Origin of the sequence: Salicibibacter halophilus (genome assembly GCF_006740705.1) — a bacterium.
GTDB classification, from domain to species: Bacteria; Bacillota; Bacilli; order Bacillales; family Marinococcaceae; genus Salicibibacter; species Salicibibacter halophilus.
In genome coordinates this window covers 324,051-339,900 of sequence record NZ_CP035485.1, presented here as the reverse complement: position 1 = coordinate 339,900, position 15,850 = coordinate 324,051, and the positions used below count along the sequence as shown (strand labels likewise).

Sequence of the window (15,850 nt, the reverse complement as noted above, 5' to 3'; positions counted from 1 at the left end):
CTCTCAATGTCCGCTCCCCTCCCCTACCCTAATCTTTTCATCGCCAAACAAAAAAACTGTCGAAAAACGACAGTTCATCCGTTATGAATCGCTTCCAGTTCATGGTAGAGTGCTCGGTCGATATAAAGATGCGCCTCATGAACAGCCGCTTTCACTTTTTCCGCTTCACCGCTTTCGAGTGCCGGTAAATGATGCAGCTGTTCTTCCGTGTGTTTGATGGCGGATTGAATGCGTGCGACTTGCTCGTAAGTATGCGAACGTTCTTTAAAACAAAGCTGTGCGTACAACGATTTTTCCTCCCCCTAAAGATGGTGATAACAAATCTATTGTACGCACGTGGCGACTCGATTATGCCTTCTTTTTCGCCCAGAACTGGTAATAATCGGTTTTTATGTTTCCATTAAACAATTTTCGTTTTTTTGTTGCGTTTTGCCCGTAAAATTTCTCAAACTGCTCGTTTGCGGTGAGCACATACACGGACCAGCCTTGAAAATGTTTTTCGCTCACGCGTCCGAGGGTTTCATAAAGGTTTTGTATGGTATCCCTTTCTTCCATTCTCGTCCCATAAGGAGGGTTGCAAACGAGAACACCTCGGGCTGCCACGCGCCTAAGATCTTTCACGTGTTTCGTTTTCCATTCAATTTCACCTACGCCTGCAAGCGTTGCATTTTCGGAAGCAAGGGCTGTCATCTTCTCATCGCGGTCGCTTCCGTATATGGCAGGGCGGCTCGTCGTTTGTGCGAGGTCTCGGGCTTCTTCCCTCGCTTTCGCCCATATCGAATCGTTCATGAACGGCCATTGTTCAGCCTGAAATCCCCGCTGTATGCCAGGAGCGATGTTTTTGGCCATCAGTGCGGCTTCAATCGGAATCGTTCCGGAACCGGAAAAAGGATCCAGAAATGCCATATCGGAATCGGGCTGCCAATTCGTTAAATGAATCATGGCAGCAGCCAAAGTTTCTTTTAGCGGTGCTTCCCCGTGCAGGCGCCGATACCCCCGCTTATGCAACCCGTCTCCTGTCGTGTCGAGCGTGAGGGTAACTTCATCTTTTAACAGCGCCACCTCAATTTTAAAAAGAGGGCCGTCTTCACTGAACCATGATTGGTTATACGTCTGTTTCAAGCGTTCCACCACCGCTTTTTTCACGATCCGTTGGCAGTCGGGGACGCTGTAAAGTTGAGACTTCACGGAACGACCGACCACCGGGAACGTGCCATAGACGGGGATGAATGCTTCCCATGGCAAGGCTTTCGTGCCTTCGAACAATTCCTCAAAAGATGTCGCGGTAAAGCCGCCGATTTTAAGCTTTACCCGATCTGCCGTCCTGAGCCATAGATTTGCCCGACAAAGGGCCAATTCATCGCCCTCGAAAATCACTTTTCCGTTTTCAACCGTCGTTTCGTACCCGAGCTTTTGCACTTCTTTGGTAACGATGCTCTCAAGCCCCATCGTTGCCGTTGCAATATATGTATATGTTCCCATTGAATTTGGGTCCTTTCATGACGCCTGTTTTTTTCCGTGAGTATTGGAAAACTTGGTTTTAACGATCTGTATTTGGTGTTCTTCGTGATTTAATAGCGAATATAAAATATGAAAAAAACCCCGAATACGGGGTCGTCCCAGAGGCTGAAAACGTTCTGTAAGCCATGTTCTGTATCGCCGTGCTACGGCTGTTCACCTTGCACGGGGATGGCAATCATCTATCTGCGAATCATTCGCCTTTCCCTGTCGTTTCCAACGGGGAAAATGCCCCTACCATATTTTTGGGTTACTCGCTCGCGGGGTTTACCGCGTTCCACTCTTCGCGTTTCCACGAAGACTTCGTCACTGTGGCACTTTCAGAAGGATAACCGTATTCTTGGGTAGAACGTAGGTGTTCCTTACGCCGTCAGTCCGGGAACCCGGACTGCCCTGACTTATCGTTTCGTCAGGCACGATCGTTACAACCCTTTAAGGTTGTGCGAGCATGGACTTTCCTCTCTGTCCCATAAGAACAGAGCGATTGCCCGAACGTTTTCAGCATGTACCAAGCTGTATTATAACGTGCTTTCCTATTTTTTGCAACAACTTACTTTATGCGTAAAAACAAGCTTTTTTCGCCAAACGGTCGGCTTCTTTGTTTTTGCGCGTGGGAAGCCAGTCCACGATGAACAGTGTAAAGTCGGCACTTAGGAGCAAGATGTCATGCAGCAAGGGCTTGTACCGGGAACGTTTCACTGCTCCTTCGTTCACGGCATCAAAAACAAGTTGGGAGTCCGTGAAAAAGCGCCCCTGATGATAGCCGAAATGCCTCGCCCATTTCATCCCTGCATAGAGGGCCGCAAATTCCGCTTCATGAATATGGGTAAGTTGTGAACGTTCTTTTTTCCTTTCGACTTGGCCATTTGGATGTTTCATAAAAATGCCGTGTCCGCATGTGCCGGGATCTCCATTACAAGCGGCATCGACATAGACATGAACCACTTGCCCGGTCGTCATTCGGATAGTTTCTTTCCAAATACTTCTTTTTCCAGGTTGGAAATACGTTTTAATAAATCGTAATTGGTGGTCCCGGCCGAGGTATCCGCTGCTGCCGGTGCTGCCGGCGCTCTGCTTTCCGTAGCTTCTTCCGCCGGCTCCGGTTGGGAACGTTGGGAGCGTTGCGAAATGCTTGATGATTGCATTTTTCGTAATTGTCCTACTTCCTTCTCCAGTTTTTCGACCTGTTCCCGGAAGCGTTCATAGTCTTGAATAATCGTATCTAAAAATTGGTCGACTTCTTCTTTATTATACCCTTTCATGCTCGTTTTAAATTCTTTTTCAAGAATCTCTTTTGCCTCTAATTGAACGTTTGCTGGCATCATACACACCCCGCGCTAGTATTCTCAAATCTTATCCTTATTTTTTCAGAAGACGTGAGAAATGTCAATTTGCTGTGGGGGCCATTCAAAAGTCCCGACAGACGTTCGATCTGCCGGGTAAATGGAAGATGAATAGGAAAGGCAATCATCAAGGCTGCGCCTCTTCTACCAAGGACGATTACAATTATTTCCGTTCTGCTGTCCGTGTTGTCCCGGTGGGCAATGATAGTGTTCGGAATGTGCATCGGCCACCTGATCCTGGCTGTGCGGATAACTGTGCACGTGTTTATAGACGCTTTGGTTGACATGCGTAGTATGCGACGGATGCACCTCAGGCACAATATATTCCTGCATGCTGTGGGTGACATTGCATTTTGGCGGGTGGACGACGGCCGGCATAACAATCGGTTTTTGTTGGCAATGCTGCTGAGGCTGCATTTGCAACTCGTTATTGCCGCCATGATGGTGATAGTTATAATGGTTCTGGTTGTTCATGTTATTCCAATTATTATAACCCATTACAATTTCCTCCTTTTTTAGGGCTACTATTACCTTATGAGGAATAGGTAACTGGAGGAATAATGCAAAGACCTATTTTTCATGGGCAGTTTCATCGAAAAAACCTCCGATGAATGGACATCAACCGCGATGATTTTACAAACAAAGGCATGGATTTGGCGAATCATGCGCTTGCCCGGGAAATAATCAACCCGGAAATGAAACTTCATTTCCCAATTTCCTTCGTAACCTTTGCAGCCGGTGTTCCCATGCATCGTTTTTTGCCTCCCGCACCGAAGACCGCAGTTGGTTTTGATAGCATTGGCCGCGTTTGCTGTAATGATAGGCACGCCCGTAATCTTTCTTATGATGTTCATACCAAATTGCGAGCGCTTCTGCCGCGTTAGGGGCTAAATCTCCTTGCATCTCGAAGACCTTTTGAAAAAGGGCTATACTATCGGCATGCCGGTTTGTCTTTTTAAGAAGATGGCCGCGTTCGTAAAGCGCCTGTTCATAACAATCGCTTTGTTCATTTACTTCGCCGTATGCTTCGAGCGCTCGTGTATAGTGCTTCGTGTCCCGCCACCATCTTGCAATTTCATACGCTTCTTCCGATGTTCCGCCGCCGGATAACACCCGGTGCGAAAGCTCGATGTAGAGGGTAATCAATGATAAGAGGTCTTGCTCATTATGCTGAAAAACCCCTTCAACAATGGACGGGTCGCCGACGGATAAAAAATCTTGATAGTACATGGGGGCGAGGTATCCGGGGGTATCTTCCTCGCGGGAAAGGCCGAGAATGCCTTCTTCCACATTTCCCAACTTGCAAGAGGCAAGCTCGTGTTTGAACAATCGCCGCGATGCATGCAATAGATCAAAATGGCCAAATGCAGGCAATGACGGCAACGTTTCTCTCAGCAATGTATGCCGCGTTTTTAACTGCGGCCAGTCGAACGCTTTCCCGTTATAAGTAACGAGGGCGTGTAGCGACGTTTTATCCCGTAAAAAATGATGGTAAAACGCGATTTCATGTTCCGGCCCGGGCAAAAAATACTGGTCAACAATGATTTCTTTCCCGCTCAACCTAGCCGTACCAATCATAAAAATCATATTCCCCGCCCCGTGGCTGAGCCCGGTCGTTTCCGTATCGAGAAATAACAAGTCTTCCGCTTCTTGGTCCCTTCCGGGCGCCAGAGGATGGTCTTCAACCCCTGTCTCCTTCCAAACGTCAATAATATTCCCCAGTTCTTTGAAGGCGTGACAGCCGTGGTTATGGGAAATGGCATAACGTTTTCGTCGCCGGACCGCATACCCTTCTTCGAAGGTGAGCACCTCGCCTTGTACATCTCGCCATTCCTTTTCGGAGATGTCCGGCTCGGCAACGGGCACCTCCTCCGGTTGGGAACGATTGATATGCGGTTTTAACCGCTGTAATTTTTTTTGGATATCCATCGTTTATCCCATTCCTTTGTTCAAACTAATGTAGACAGCCATCGATAGACATCTTGCTTTAGCCCTTGTTCTTCGCTTGTGCCAATGCAGGAGGGACATCCGTCCTCGCAAGGGCAATCGTGAATCAGCGTTGCGCTTCGGGAAATGAGCTCATCCATCCGTTTATACAATTGAGCGGCAAGGCCAATGCCGCCGGGATAATGATCATAGATAAAAACGGCCGGTTTCTCCGAATGATCCGCTTTAATTTGCGCGGCGACATGAAGGTCGCCGCGATCGCTCATCGTAAGCACAGCGCCTAATTGGTGCGCGACCTGGGAAAAAGAGACAAGCATCCGCTCGAATTTTTGCTTGCCGAATGTAAGCAGCCATTCTTCGTCAAAATCAATCCATGTGCCGGCGGTATGAATGTCTTCCTGTGGCAGATGGATCGGTCCGGAGCCGATATTTTCATAAGTTGATAGCTTTATTTTTTTAAAAATGGACGGCATGATCGTTACGGCCACATCGCCAAAAGCTGCATTGTGATGATGATGACGCTTCGCTTCGTCCGTCTCGATCACGGTTAATTTTACATTTAAACTCGCATCGGTAAAGTATTCAACTTCCACCAATCGAACATACGCTTTCTTTTCTTCCCAATCGAGCGTTTCCACTTGGTATTGATTTCCTTGGTGCATGTAAATCGCTTCTTCATGCAACAGCGTCATGGCGCTGAAGCGGTCCATTTCCCCAATGACTTTTGCGCTTCCCTCTATCGTGGTGTCAATGATGACGATATTTTCCTGGGAGGCGGAACGCAAGCTGATCCCGTGTGCCGGAAACGCCTCGTTCATCCAGTACCAAGTGTTTTTCCGCTTGTGCACGACCCGTTCTTCTGCCAAGTAATCCATCATATCGTCGATCGGCACACCGCCAAACGTGTCACCGTCTCGAAAAGACAGTTCATATGCCGCGCATTTCAGGTGGTCGATCAAGATGATCAAATTATTCGGTTCGATTCGCGCTTCCTCGACAGGGGCGTCCAATAAATACTCGGGATGTTGCATCACATATTGGTCGATTGGCGCGGATCCCGCCACCATGACGACGAGTGATTCTTCTTGCCTGCGCCCCGCGCGTCCGGCTTGTTGCCAAAGGCTGGAAACGGAACCTGGGTATCCGGTCATGATGCACACTTCTAATTGCCCGATGTCCATGCCCAGCTCCAGCGCATTTGTGCTGACAACGCCGCGGATGGATCCTTCGCGTAAGCCTCGTTCGATGGCCCGGCGCTCATTCGGCAAATAACCGCCACGGTACGCGCGGATCGAGGCAGGTCCGTAATCATCTTTGATTAACGATTGCAAATCGCTGTAGATGACTTCGACACGCACCCGGCTGCGAGCGAAAACGATGACTTGAGATTTCGCTTCGAGAAATCTTTTTGCGAGTGTACGCACTTCTTTGGAGGCACTGCGCCGAACGTTTAACGAATGATTGACCACCGGCGGGTTGTACAAGGCTAAATGCTTTTTGCCTTGCGGCGCGCCGTTGTTATCAATGAGGGAAAAGTTGCTCCCGGTTAATTGCTCGGCGAGCGCCTTCGGGTTGCGAATCGTTGCGGATGTTGTAATGAATTGCGGCGTGCTTCCGTAATAGTTTGCCAATCGAAGCAGCCGCCGCATGACATTGGCAACATGGCTGCCGAATACCCCTCGGTAGGTGTGAAGTTCGTCAACGACGATAAACTTGAGCTTTTCAAACAAAGAAACCCATTTTGTGTGATGGGGCAAAATGGACGTGTGCAGCATATCCGGGTTTGTCATCACGATATGTCCGGCGTGGCGAATCTTTTGGCGTATGGCAGGTGCTGTATCACCGTCGTATGTATAACTGTTTATATTCAAACCAGTGGCTTCAATCCACTCGGCCATTTCGCTTTTTTGGTCCTGTGCAAGTGCTTTTGTCGGAAATAAATAGATGGCGCGGGTATCCGAATCTTCACTGATCGCCTGAAGCACAGGCAGATTGTAGCACAACGTTTTCCCTGATGCGGTCGGTGTTACCGTTACAATATTTTTTCCGCTTTCAACGGCATCATAAGCGGCGCGTTGATGCGTGTATAAAGCCTCGATCCCCCGTTCTCCCAGGGTATGCGCCAATGTATCGTTCAACGAAGGAGGGAACGCCGCGTAACGGGCCTCTTTTTCGGGTTGTTCGTGCCAGTGCACGATGCGGTCATCGGTTTTTAGATCGGAAATCAAGCTTTGGAGGTCTTGTTTTTGCTTCATCCTTTTTTATCCCCCCTTATTTTGGCAACTAAGGCTTTCGCCATAAAAGCTTGGCGAAAAGCCGAGTTTTCTAAGATTATAACACATTAGAACGTTCGTTTGTATTTTTTTACCCTAAGATATTCACTTCCAACCAACCGCGAACACTATTGATCATCCAAACTCGATCGGCACGTGCCAAATCTGAAACCGACAGCGTTTCTTCCTGGATGACTCCTTGTTCTAATAGATGTTGGCGAAAAACACCCGGCAATAACCCGAGCGACAAAGGCGGGGTCGTATATACCCCGTTTTTTTCAACAACCACGTTCCCAATCGTAAATTCCAAAAGTTTGTGTTCGTCATTATAAAGCAAAACATCAAACGTTCTTTCTGCTGATAAGGATCGCAAATGATCAAATGCCTCTCTGGCCGTTGTTTTATGGAAAGAAAACACATTGTCAAATGGCAGGGCGTGTTTGGCAAGTTCAACCTTCACCGGTTCTTTGACATTCGACAGTTCATTTCCTTCAACAAAAAAACCTTTGTCGGGCTCGTACAACAAACGAACTTTATAACAGCCTTTCGAATGATCCTTCGCATAGGCGTGTAACACGTTGCGCATCGCTCCGGAAGAAAAGGACCAACCGAAACATTCGGCAGAGGCTTGCATCCGGTGCTGATGCCCCGATAAAAATGGGAAATGCCCATTATCCAAGCGCAAACTTTCAATTAAGGAAAAGGGATAATGCCGTTCCGTCATCACTTTACTCTTTATAATTGCTTCCTCATACTCTCCACGCGGCGTAGAGTCCCACGTCACCCCTCCCCCGTGCCGTATGTTATGTTTTGCTTTTCCGCATCAATGACCGCTGTACGGATCGCCACATTGAAAGTGCTGTCCCCGTTAGGTGAGAGATAACCGATGGATCCACAGTAAACGCCCCGTGGCTCCTTCTCCAATTGTGTAATTTTATTCATCGTCTCTTTTTTAGGTGCCCCTGTGATTGATCCGCAAGGAAATAAAGCTTTAAAAAGATCGGCCACGCCAACGTCTGTGGTGATCTCGGCTTCCACCGTCGAGGTCATTTGCCAAACCGTCGGATAAGCCTCGATGTCAAAAAGTGCCGGTGTTCTTACCGTTCCCGTTTCGGCGATCACTCCCAAGTCGTTGCGAAGCAAGTCAACGATCATCACGTTTTCCGCCCGGTCTTTTTCCGACGTTCGCAATTGCTCAAACAGTCGCTGGTCGTCATCTTCGTTCTTTCCACGCGCGGTTGTCCCTTTCATCGGTTTCATAAACAGACGGTTTCCCTTCCGCTGAAAAAAAAGTTCCGGGGAGACAGAAAGAATCTGGTGCCGTCCCGTATGCAAATACGCACTGTACCCCCTTTCTGGGAGGCCTTCAATTGTTCATACAAGGAGCGGGCATAGCCGAGAAACTGTGCATTCAGGCGTGCTGTATAGTTCACCTGGTAGGTTTCTCCCCTCGAAATAGCCCGGCGAATGCGTTCGATATTTTTTTCGTAATCTCGCTCTGTTGTTGATAGCTTCCAATTCGATAAATGAAAGGGGCACTTCCCCTGTTCTTCAGGCGGAGCGGCAGGTGACTTAAAAATACCAAACCAAATAAGGGGTGTTTCAACACCGGGTGCGACGGGATACTCCGGCCGTAATCCCTCTGCCGCTTCATAGGCCACATAACCTGCGGCATAAAAACCGTTGTCGACAGCGGATTGAATCTTTCTCATGCATGTGTCCACCTCTTCAGGATTATCCGTTTCAATAATGGTAACAGGGTCCTGAAAGTAAAGAGGGGCACTGTCGGCGAAATCAATCTGTATAGCTACATTGCGTAAAGTGTTCATCCTGGTCATTCTTCCTTTCGGAATCGTGGCTGTTATCAGCTTATGACAAATAAAAAAAGAACGCTACCCGAAGGCGCGTTCCTTGTTCCAAAACGGTTATGCTTCTTTTTTTAAAGGGCCGAGCCTTTCATCAAACAATTGACGAACGTCATCCTCGTCCATTTTTTCCAAAAAGACCTTTGGGATGCCGCACAATTCAACCAAAAGGCGGGCCATTTCCGCACGTGTCAGTGGCATCATTCCATCCCCTCCCGTGAATACTTCATAGTCTATGCTATGCCTGAAGAGAGGAAATTATTCACATTCATAGACATTTAAGCCGGCTCCGCTTCCTCCGGACCTTCTTTATGTTTTGGTGTTTTCACAGGGTGCAGGACTCTCTCCAACGTCCCCATGATAAGATCAGCGATGATCGCCATTAAAGCTGTGGGAATCGCACCGGCGAGAATAATCGCGGTTCCGTCGGTAACATTCGTTCCGCGAATAATAATATCTCCTAAGCCACCGGCCCCGAAAAACGCCCCGATGGCGACGATGCCGATCGCGATCACGAGCGCGTTTCTTAATCCCGCCATAATGACGGAAAGGGCGAGGGGCAGTTCCACCATTCGCAGGATTTGCCCTTTCGTCATCCCCATCGCTCTGCCGGAATCCAACAACACTTGATCCACATTCATGATACCCGTATAAGTATTCTTGACAATCGGCAAAATCGAATACAGGAAGAGCGCGACAACGATGGTATTTGCGCCTAGTCCCATGGCAAGCATAAGGATGGAGAGCATCGCCAAATGCGGGATGGTCTGAATAATGTTGGCCAACTGGATCACCCAGTTGCTCAACCGCCCGTACCTGGCAATGACGATACCGAGCGGGATCGAAACGACCGCCGCAAATAGGACTCCGTACGCGGCCATTAGGAAATGACGATAAAATTCCCGGGCGATGTAAGAAAAGTTTTGCTCGTAGTAATTGATCACATCTCCCATCACTTCAAACATTCCGGCACCTCCTTTTCCAGAAACATGATTCGCTTATTCAAAGTAGTTGTTTGCTTCAAGGAAATCTTCCGCGACGGTTGCTGGTTCGCGCAGCTCCGCATCCGCCTCGTAGTTCAATTCCTGCATTTGTTCGGTGCTAAGCTCGTCTTCCATTTTCAAGATGGCTTCTTCAACGCCTGGGTTTGCCTCCAGCACATCGTTTCTTGCTACCGCAGAAGCATCATAGGGAGGGAAAAATTGTTCATCGTCCTCCAATAAGAAAAGATCATAGGCGGCGATGCGTCCATCGGATGTGTAAGCGAGAACGACATCCATGCTGCCGCTCGCGAGTGCATCGTACACGAGTCCGATTTGCATCGGGCTGATATTGTCGAATTCATAGCCATATGTTTCCTGAAAAGCAGGGTAACCGTCGCCTTCGCGGGTTAACCAGTTCGTGTCAACGCCCACTGCCGCGTTGGCCGCGATTTCTTCCAAGTCGGATACCGTTTCTATCCCTTCCTCTTCGGCCAGCTCTTCGCGGATCGTAAATGCATAGGAATTGTCAAAGCCGTAAGATGGAAACCAAGTTTGATCAAAACGTTCATCGAACGCTTCCACCACATAATCCATCGCTTCATCCGGATCCATCACCGGTTCCTCGTCCAGAGCTGCTGCAATATCCGTGCCGGTGTAGCGGGATGCGGAAATATTAATGTCATTGTTCATCATGGCTTCATGAACGACGACGGATGTTCCGAGATTATTAATCATCTCCACGCTTGCGTCGGTCTCTCTTTCGATCAAAATGCGAATCATATTCCCTAAAATTTGCGATTCCGATGTATCTTGCATGCCAATCGTGACCGTTTCTTCTCCACCGCCGCCACCGAGGCCGGGCAGCGAACAGCCGCCGATCACACCTATCCCGAGCATCGTTGCCATCAGCCTTCGCCTCATTTCTTTCGTTGCCACGGACGGCACCTCCTTAAGCTGCAACTGTTTTTAGCCCTTTCGGGGTCATGCCTTTTTCCATTTTTGATAGAATAAATTCGAAGAACAACGCCATTAAAGTTACGGGAATTGCGCCTGCGATGATGAATTCAGGTTGATAGAGGTTAAGGCCATTAAAGATAAATTCGCCCAATCCCCCACCACCGATAAACGCGGCCAGGGTCGCCCAACCAACGAGATAGACGGTCGCGAGGCGAATGCCTGACATAATGATCGGCGTGGCGAGCGGCAATTCTACATAACGGACGCGTTCCCAGGCGCTCATTCCCATCCCTTTGCCGGATTCATTGAGCGCAGGATTCACGCCGCGAATCCCGACATACGTATTTCGCAATATCGGGAGCAATGAATAGACAAAAAGGGCCACAATCGCGGGGAACATTCCTACGCCGAGAAACGGGATCACAAATGCCAAAATCGCGAGACTCGGAAACGTTTGCAGGATGCTGACGACCCCGATGACAAAATTGCCAAGCTTTGACGGCACTTTGTTTAAGGCCACGCCAAGGGGAACAGCAACGATAATGCCGAGAAGGAGGGCGCTAAGCGTAATAAATAAATGTTGCCCGATTAAGAACAGCATTTCTCCCCCGTGGGTTTGTAAAAAGTCAATCACCGCATTCATAGAATCGTCTCCTCCAGGGTCGCCGCTTGTTCATCGGTTTTCATCGCTTCGACACCCCAAATCGATTCGTAAACAAGGTCAACAAGCGACGCGCGCGTGAGGATGCCGACTAATCGCACCTCGTCATCGACGACCGGCACATAACTGGTTCCCAGTTTTAAAATTCGGCTGACCGAGTTTCTGACACGGGCATCTTTATTCACCGTGTGCAGTTTCGTCAAGTGAATGTCTGCAATAAGCTCGGAGGTTTTTCGGTTTGCTTCAATGATTTCAATATCCACATACCCTTTCAGAACCCCTTTTTCATCGGTGACGAGCAAGGAGTCCACGCGTTTGTCCCGCATGATTTGCACCGCTTCCGAAGCCGTTTGTTTTTCTTCGATGGTTATGGGGTTCTCGATCATGAGCTGTTCCACGGTTTGAACAGTCGCGCGGCTTTGCAGGAGACGGTCTTTCCCGATAAATTCTTCCACGAATTCGTTCGCAGGGGAAGCCAATATCTCATCGGGAGTGCCCAATTGTACGAGTTCGCCGTCCCGAAGGATCACCATGCGATCGGCCAGTTTCAATGCTTCGTCCATGTCATGGGTGACAAAAACAATGGTTTTGTTCAAACGTTGCTGCAACCTTTTAAATTCATCTTGCAACGTGTCACGGGTAATAGGGTCAAGCGCGCCGAAAGGTTCGTCCATTAAAATAAGCGGCGGGTTAGCGGCGAGTGCGCGGAGCACGCCGATCCGCTGTTGTTGGCCGCCGCTCAATTCATTTGGATAGCGAGCCAGATATTCCTCTCCCATATCTACAAGTTCCAACAGTTCTTTCGCGCGTTCTCTTCTTTTTTCTTTTGGCCAGTTCATTAATTTCGGAACGAGCGTTACATTTTCCTGAATGGTCATATGCGGAAACAACCCAATTTGCTGAATAACATAGCCGATGTCTCTGCGCAGTTTTACCGCATCTTGGCTGCTTGCGTCTTTCCCGTCAATGGAAATAACGCCTTCCGTCGGGTCGATCAAACGATTAATCATTTTCATGGTTGTTGTTTTGCCGCAACCACTCGGTCCGATAAATACAATAAATTCGCCTTTTTCAAATGCAAAAGAAAGATTTTTAACGGCGTAAGTGCCGCCTTTATAAACCTTTGACACATTTTCAAATGTTAACAATGATCCGCCACCTCCATGCAGCTAACTGAAACGTTAGGATACAAAGAGTAGCTTATCAAAAATTGTCGAATAATCAACACGCATTCTTATCCACATGTATTATTAATGCCGATTGACCGATTATGAGCTTGAGCATGCAAGGGCTATGCTAACAATCCTCCATATATGTAGAAATATCTGCTTGATGCTCGGATAATCACGTGCTTTTGTTTACGAAACCTTTCATAAGCGGTACAATCATCTTATTGCTACGTACTGAATCGTCATTCAGCACAGGAGGAATGAAAAAGATGGACATAGATAAAATTGGGAATCTGGAATTGGTGAAAGGAAGGCGAAACAGCAAAGTTCCCTATTCCACGAGTATTGTCGTAAAAGGGAAGAACAGGGAAAGGGATGCACTCGTAGATATTGGCACGGGAAAAGAAGGATACGCTTATATCCATGAGCATCATGACATTCAGGACATCTTTATCACCCATTATCATATTGATCACATAAAAGGCGTTCCCCATTTCCCGGAGGCAGCAATGTGGGTGAATGCCGTTGACGAGTATAAATTGAATGATTTGGAATCCCTTGCGAAGGCGATGGGAATATACGCTCTAAAAGGGGCGGGCACTGTTGAACAGTGGGTCAAAAACAACAAGGACACTCAACCATTTCAAGATGTGATCGCGAGAGAGAAAAACCTTTATCCTTATGAAACACCCATGATGATCGCAGGAAACAACGTGCAAATGCTTTATACGCCCGGGCATTGCGAAAGCTATTGTTGCCCCTACTTTCCAGACGACGGGGTGCTTGTCGTGGGTGACTATGATTTAACGTCTTTCGGGCCGTGGTACAATAATGCCGATTCGGACATCGACGAATTCATTGCTTCCGGTGAACGAACGTTGGACATCGACGCCGATTACTATGTGACGTTTCATCACAAAGGAACCTTTTCCCGTTCGGAATACGAAGAAGCGCTCCGCCGGTACTTGGCAATCATCGAAAAGCGCGAACAGAAAATCATCCGCTTATTGGAAGAGGGCACGTCTATCGAGGACCTCATTTATCGTGAAGTATTTTACTTAAAAAGAAACTTGGATATGGCTCCGCCACTCTTGGACTTTGAAATCATGGGGATTGCCAAACATTTGAAACGCCTTGCAAACCAAAACAATTATTATGAGGATCCCTACCGTTCGTTTCTCGATCACCATTTTGCAGCGCCGGAATACAGCGATTATTATGTTCGGGGCGTAGCTGAAAAAGAATAGGACATCATGCAAACACGGACGGATCGGGGCTAAAAAGCACAATAGCCGCATATCCAACAGGATCTTGCGGCTTTTCATTGGTTATAGTACCCCATGAATCTCTACCAAAAAGTCTTCTCCGTATGCTTCATATTTATGTTCGCCGACTCCTTTAATGGCAAGCATATCTGCTTTTGTAGCGGGTTGCTTGCCGGACATTTCTTTAAGGGTTTGATCGGAAAACACCATATACGGGGCGATTTTATGTTTTTTTGCAAGCACGGTTCTCAGCTCCCGCAATCGATGGAAAAGAGGATCGTCATCCGTGGCTTGTGCTTTGGCGGTTGCGTCCTCTTTTTTCATCACCTTTTGCTCGCCTTTGAGTATCGTCACTGATTTTTCGCTTAGCTGCAATACAGGGTATTGCCCTTGGGTGAGCGTTAAATATCGATGGGCGGTTAAAAAATCAATAAATGCGACGACCGCTTTTTGGGACTCCCCTTTCATGAGGCCGTACGTGGATAATTGATCAAAACGCAAGTCTTTTATCTTTTGATTGCCGGATCCTGTAAGCACCTGGGCAATGATCGTTTTCCCAAATCTTTCTTTCATTCGTTTAATGCATGACAACACCATTTGGGCGTCTTTGGTGACGTCTATGACATTGCGTTCATCCGTGCAATGGAAACATCGCTTGCAATCGGCAGGGGCTTCTTCACCGAAATAGTCAAGAATGTAAGCTTGCAAACAAGATTCGGTGTGGCAGTAATTAACCATCTCCCGCAGCTTGCGGAATTCGTTCGCTTTTCGATGTTCATCAAGCTGGGATTGATCGAGCAGGAATTGCTGGATTTGGATATCTTGGGGGGAAAACAATAAAATGCAATCGCTGTTTTCGCCATCCCTTCCTGCCCTCCCCGCCTCTTGATAGTACGCTTCCATCGTCCTTGGGATTTGCGCGTGGATAACATATCTCACATCGGGTTTGTTAATCCCCATCCCAAATGCATTTGTCGCTACCATCACGTTAATTTCATCGTAAACGAATGCCTCTTGACTTTCAGCACGGGCATTTGCTTCCATCCCCCCATGGTAATACCCCGCGTGAAATCCCTTCGCTTTTAGGCGATGAGCAATACGTTCCACTTCTTTTCTCGTTGTCGCGTAAATAATCCCCGACTCGTTTTGGTTGTTTTCAACATAATTTTGGATGTACGCATCCCGGTCTTGCCCTTTAATGACAGTGAAGGCGAGATTATCGCGGGCAAACCCGGTCTTTACGATATTTACGGACGGAATTCCGAGGGAATTGCACACATCCTCAGCTACCGTGGGCGTTGCCGTAGCCGTCAGCGCTAAAATCACTGGCTCAGATTGCAGTTGATTGATAAAATAAGGGATATCCAGATAACTCGGACGAAAATCATGGCCCCATTGCGACAGGCAATGTGCTTCATCAATGGCTACCAAAGAGATTGGCATGGATTGGATGCGGGCCAAAAAATAGGGGGCGGTTAATCGTTCCGGCGCCAAGTATAATAAAGAATATTTTCCGGCTTGCACGTCACTTAACCTCTCCTGCATGTCTTCATAGGATAGGGAACTATTTAAATAGGTCGCGGAAATGCCATGTTCCTGAATTTCATCAACCTGGTCCTTCATTAAGGAAATCAACGGGGAAATAACAATCGTCAATCCATCCAAAACGAGCGATGGCAGTTGATAACAAACGGATTTTCCGCCTCCGGTAGGCATAATCCCCATCGTGTGCTCTCCGTTAAAAATGGAATGAATGATCGCTTCTTGGCCGGGGCGAAAATCATTATACCCATAGTAGGTGTGCAGCAGCTGCCGCGCTTTCGTTAACATTGAGATCCTCCCAGAAAGGTTGCGATAAAATGAATCTAC

17 protein-coding genes and 1 other RNA gene are annotated in these 15,850 nt (G+C 47.9%); 1 reads left to right on the top strand and 17 read right to left on the bottom strand.

The annotated features are described in order from the left end of the window. Window positions 1-74: 74 nt before the first annotated feature. The 16 genes from EPH95_RS01730 to EPH95_RS01660 all read right to left on the bottom strand — a co-directional run bounded on the left by EPH95_RS01730 (window position 75) and on the right by EPH95_RS01660 (window position 12,695). Complete coding sequence (locus EPH95_RS01730; protein ID WP_142086798.1) at window positions 75-287, bottom strand: hypothetical protein; 213 nt, start codon at window positions 285-287, stop codon at window positions 75-77. Window positions 288-348: 61 nt separating this feature from the next. Next, window positions 349-1,482 carry a THUMP domain-containing class I SAM-dependent RNA methyltransferase gene (locus EPH95_RS01725; protein ID WP_142086796.1) on the bottom strand — a complete coding sequence of 378 codons (1,134 nt, stop codon included), beginning with the start codon at window positions 1,480-1,482 and terminating at the stop codon, window positions 349-351. A gap of 153 nt (window positions 1,483-1,635) precedes the next feature. Next, window positions 1,636-2,014: RNase P RNA component class B (gene rnpB / locus EPH95_RS01720), an RNA gene on the bottom strand. Window positions 2,015-2,073: 59 nt separating this feature from the next. Continuing rightward, window positions 2,074-2,478: a ribonuclease HI family protein gene (locus EPH95_RS01715; protein WP_142086794.1), complete on the bottom strand. Its 405-nt coding sequence runs from the start codon at window positions 2,476-2,478 to the stop codon at window positions 2,074-2,076. Continuing rightward, window positions 2,475-2,843, bottom strand: a complete 369-nt coding sequence (gpsB, locus tag EPH95_RS01710; RefSeq protein ID WP_142086792.1) for a cell division regulator GpsB — start codon at window positions 2,841-2,843, stop codon at window positions 2,475-2,477. Before gpsB ends, EPH95_RS01715 begins: the two co-directional genes overlap by 4 nt. Window positions 2,844-3,005: 162 nt before the next feature. Beyond that, on the bottom strand, window positions 3,006-3,359 hold the full coding sequence (locus tag EPH95_RS01705) for a CotD family spore coat protein (protein WP_227004004.1): 354 nt from the start codon (window positions 3,357-3,359) through the stop codon (window positions 3,006-3,008). Between the two features lie 186 nt (window positions 3,360-3,545). Next, on the bottom strand, window positions 3,546-4,790 hold the full coding sequence (locus EPH95_RS01700) for a ribonuclease H-like domain-containing protein (protein ID WP_142086790.1): 1,245 nt from the start codon (window positions 4,788-4,790) through the stop codon (window positions 3,546-3,548). A gap of 20 nt (window positions 4,791-4,810) precedes the next feature. Next, on the bottom strand, window positions 4,811-7,063 hold the full coding sequence (locus EPH95_RS01695; protein ID WP_142086788.1) for a DEAD/DEAH box helicase: 2,253 nt from the start codon (window positions 7,061-7,063) through the stop codon (window positions 4,811-4,813). A gap of 109 nt (window positions 7,064-7,172) precedes the next feature. Beyond that, a complete protein-coding gene (locus tag EPH95_RS01690) occupies window positions 7,173-7,865 on the bottom strand; it encodes an aminotransferase class IV (protein WP_142086786.1) in 693 nt (230 codons plus the stop codon). Next, window positions 7,862-8,416 (bottom strand): chorismate-binding protein, encoded by a 555-nt coding sequence (locus EPH95_RS19590; protein WP_160141545.1) that lies wholly within the window; start codon window positions 8,414-8,416, stop codon window positions 7,862-7,864. The genes EPH95_RS01690 and EPH95_RS19590 overlap by 4 nt, the downstream gene beginning before the upstream one ends. Continuing rightward, window positions 8,338-8,910, bottom strand: coding sequence for a chorismate-binding protein (locus EPH95_RS19585; RefSeq protein WP_160141544.1), 573 nt, complete (start codon window positions 8,908-8,910; stop codon window positions 8,338-8,340). The genes EPH95_RS19590 and EPH95_RS19585 overlap by 79 nt, the downstream gene beginning before the upstream one ends. Before the next feature lie 96 nt (window positions 8,911-9,006). After that, on the bottom strand, window positions 9,007-9,150 hold the full coding sequence (locus tag EPH95_RS18575; RefSeq protein WP_160141543.1) for a hypothetical protein: 144 nt from the start codon (window positions 9,148-9,150) through the stop codon (window positions 9,007-9,009). Between the two features lie 74 nt (window positions 9,151-9,224). Beyond that, window positions 9,225-9,911 carry an ABC transporter permease gene (locus tag EPH95_RS01675; RefSeq protein ID WP_142086781.1) on the bottom strand — a complete coding sequence of 229 codons (687 nt, stop codon included), beginning with the start codon at window positions 9,909-9,911 and terminating at the stop codon, window positions 9,225-9,227. A 33-nt stretch (window positions 9,912-9,944) separates the two neighbouring features. After that, the gene (locus tag EPH95_RS01670) at window positions 9,945-10,865 is read right to left on the bottom strand and encodes an osmoprotectant ABC transporter substrate-binding protein (RefSeq protein ID WP_319592807.1); all 921 of its coding nucleotides are present in this window, start codon (window positions 10,863-10,865) and stop codon (window positions 9,945-9,947) included. Window positions 10,866-10,878: 13 nt separating this feature from the next. Then, the gene (locus tag EPH95_RS01665; RefSeq protein ID WP_142086779.1) at window positions 10,879-11,529 is read right to left on the bottom strand and encodes an ABC transporter permease; all 651 of its coding nucleotides are present in this window, start codon (window positions 11,527-11,529) and stop codon (window positions 10,879-10,881) included. Further along, on the bottom strand, window positions 11,526-12,695 hold the full coding sequence (locus EPH95_RS01660; protein WP_142086777.1) for a betaine/proline/choline family ABC transporter ATP-binding protein: 1,170 nt from the start codon (window positions 12,693-12,695) through the stop codon (window positions 11,526-11,528). The genes EPH95_RS01665 and EPH95_RS01660 overlap by 4 nt, the downstream gene beginning before the upstream one ends. Before the next feature lie 290 nt (window positions 12,696-12,985). On the opposite strand from EPH95_RS01660, the gene EPH95_RS01655 reads away from it, so the two are divergent. Continuing rightward, window positions 12,986-13,963 carry an MBL fold metallo-hydrolase gene (locus EPH95_RS01655; protein ID WP_160141542.1) on the top strand — a complete coding sequence of 326 codons (978 nt, stop codon included), beginning with the start codon at window positions 12,986-12,988 and terminating at the stop codon, window positions 13,961-13,963. A gap of 81 nt (window positions 13,964-14,044) precedes the next feature. On the opposite strand, the gene recQ is transcribed toward EPH95_RS01655, so the two are convergent. Further along, window positions 14,045-15,811: a DNA helicase RecQ gene (gene recQ / locus EPH95_RS01650; protein WP_142086774.1), complete on the bottom strand. Its 1,767-nt coding sequence runs from the start codon at window positions 15,809-15,811 to the stop codon at window positions 14,045-14,047. Window positions 15,812-15,850 lie beyond the last annotated feature (39 nt).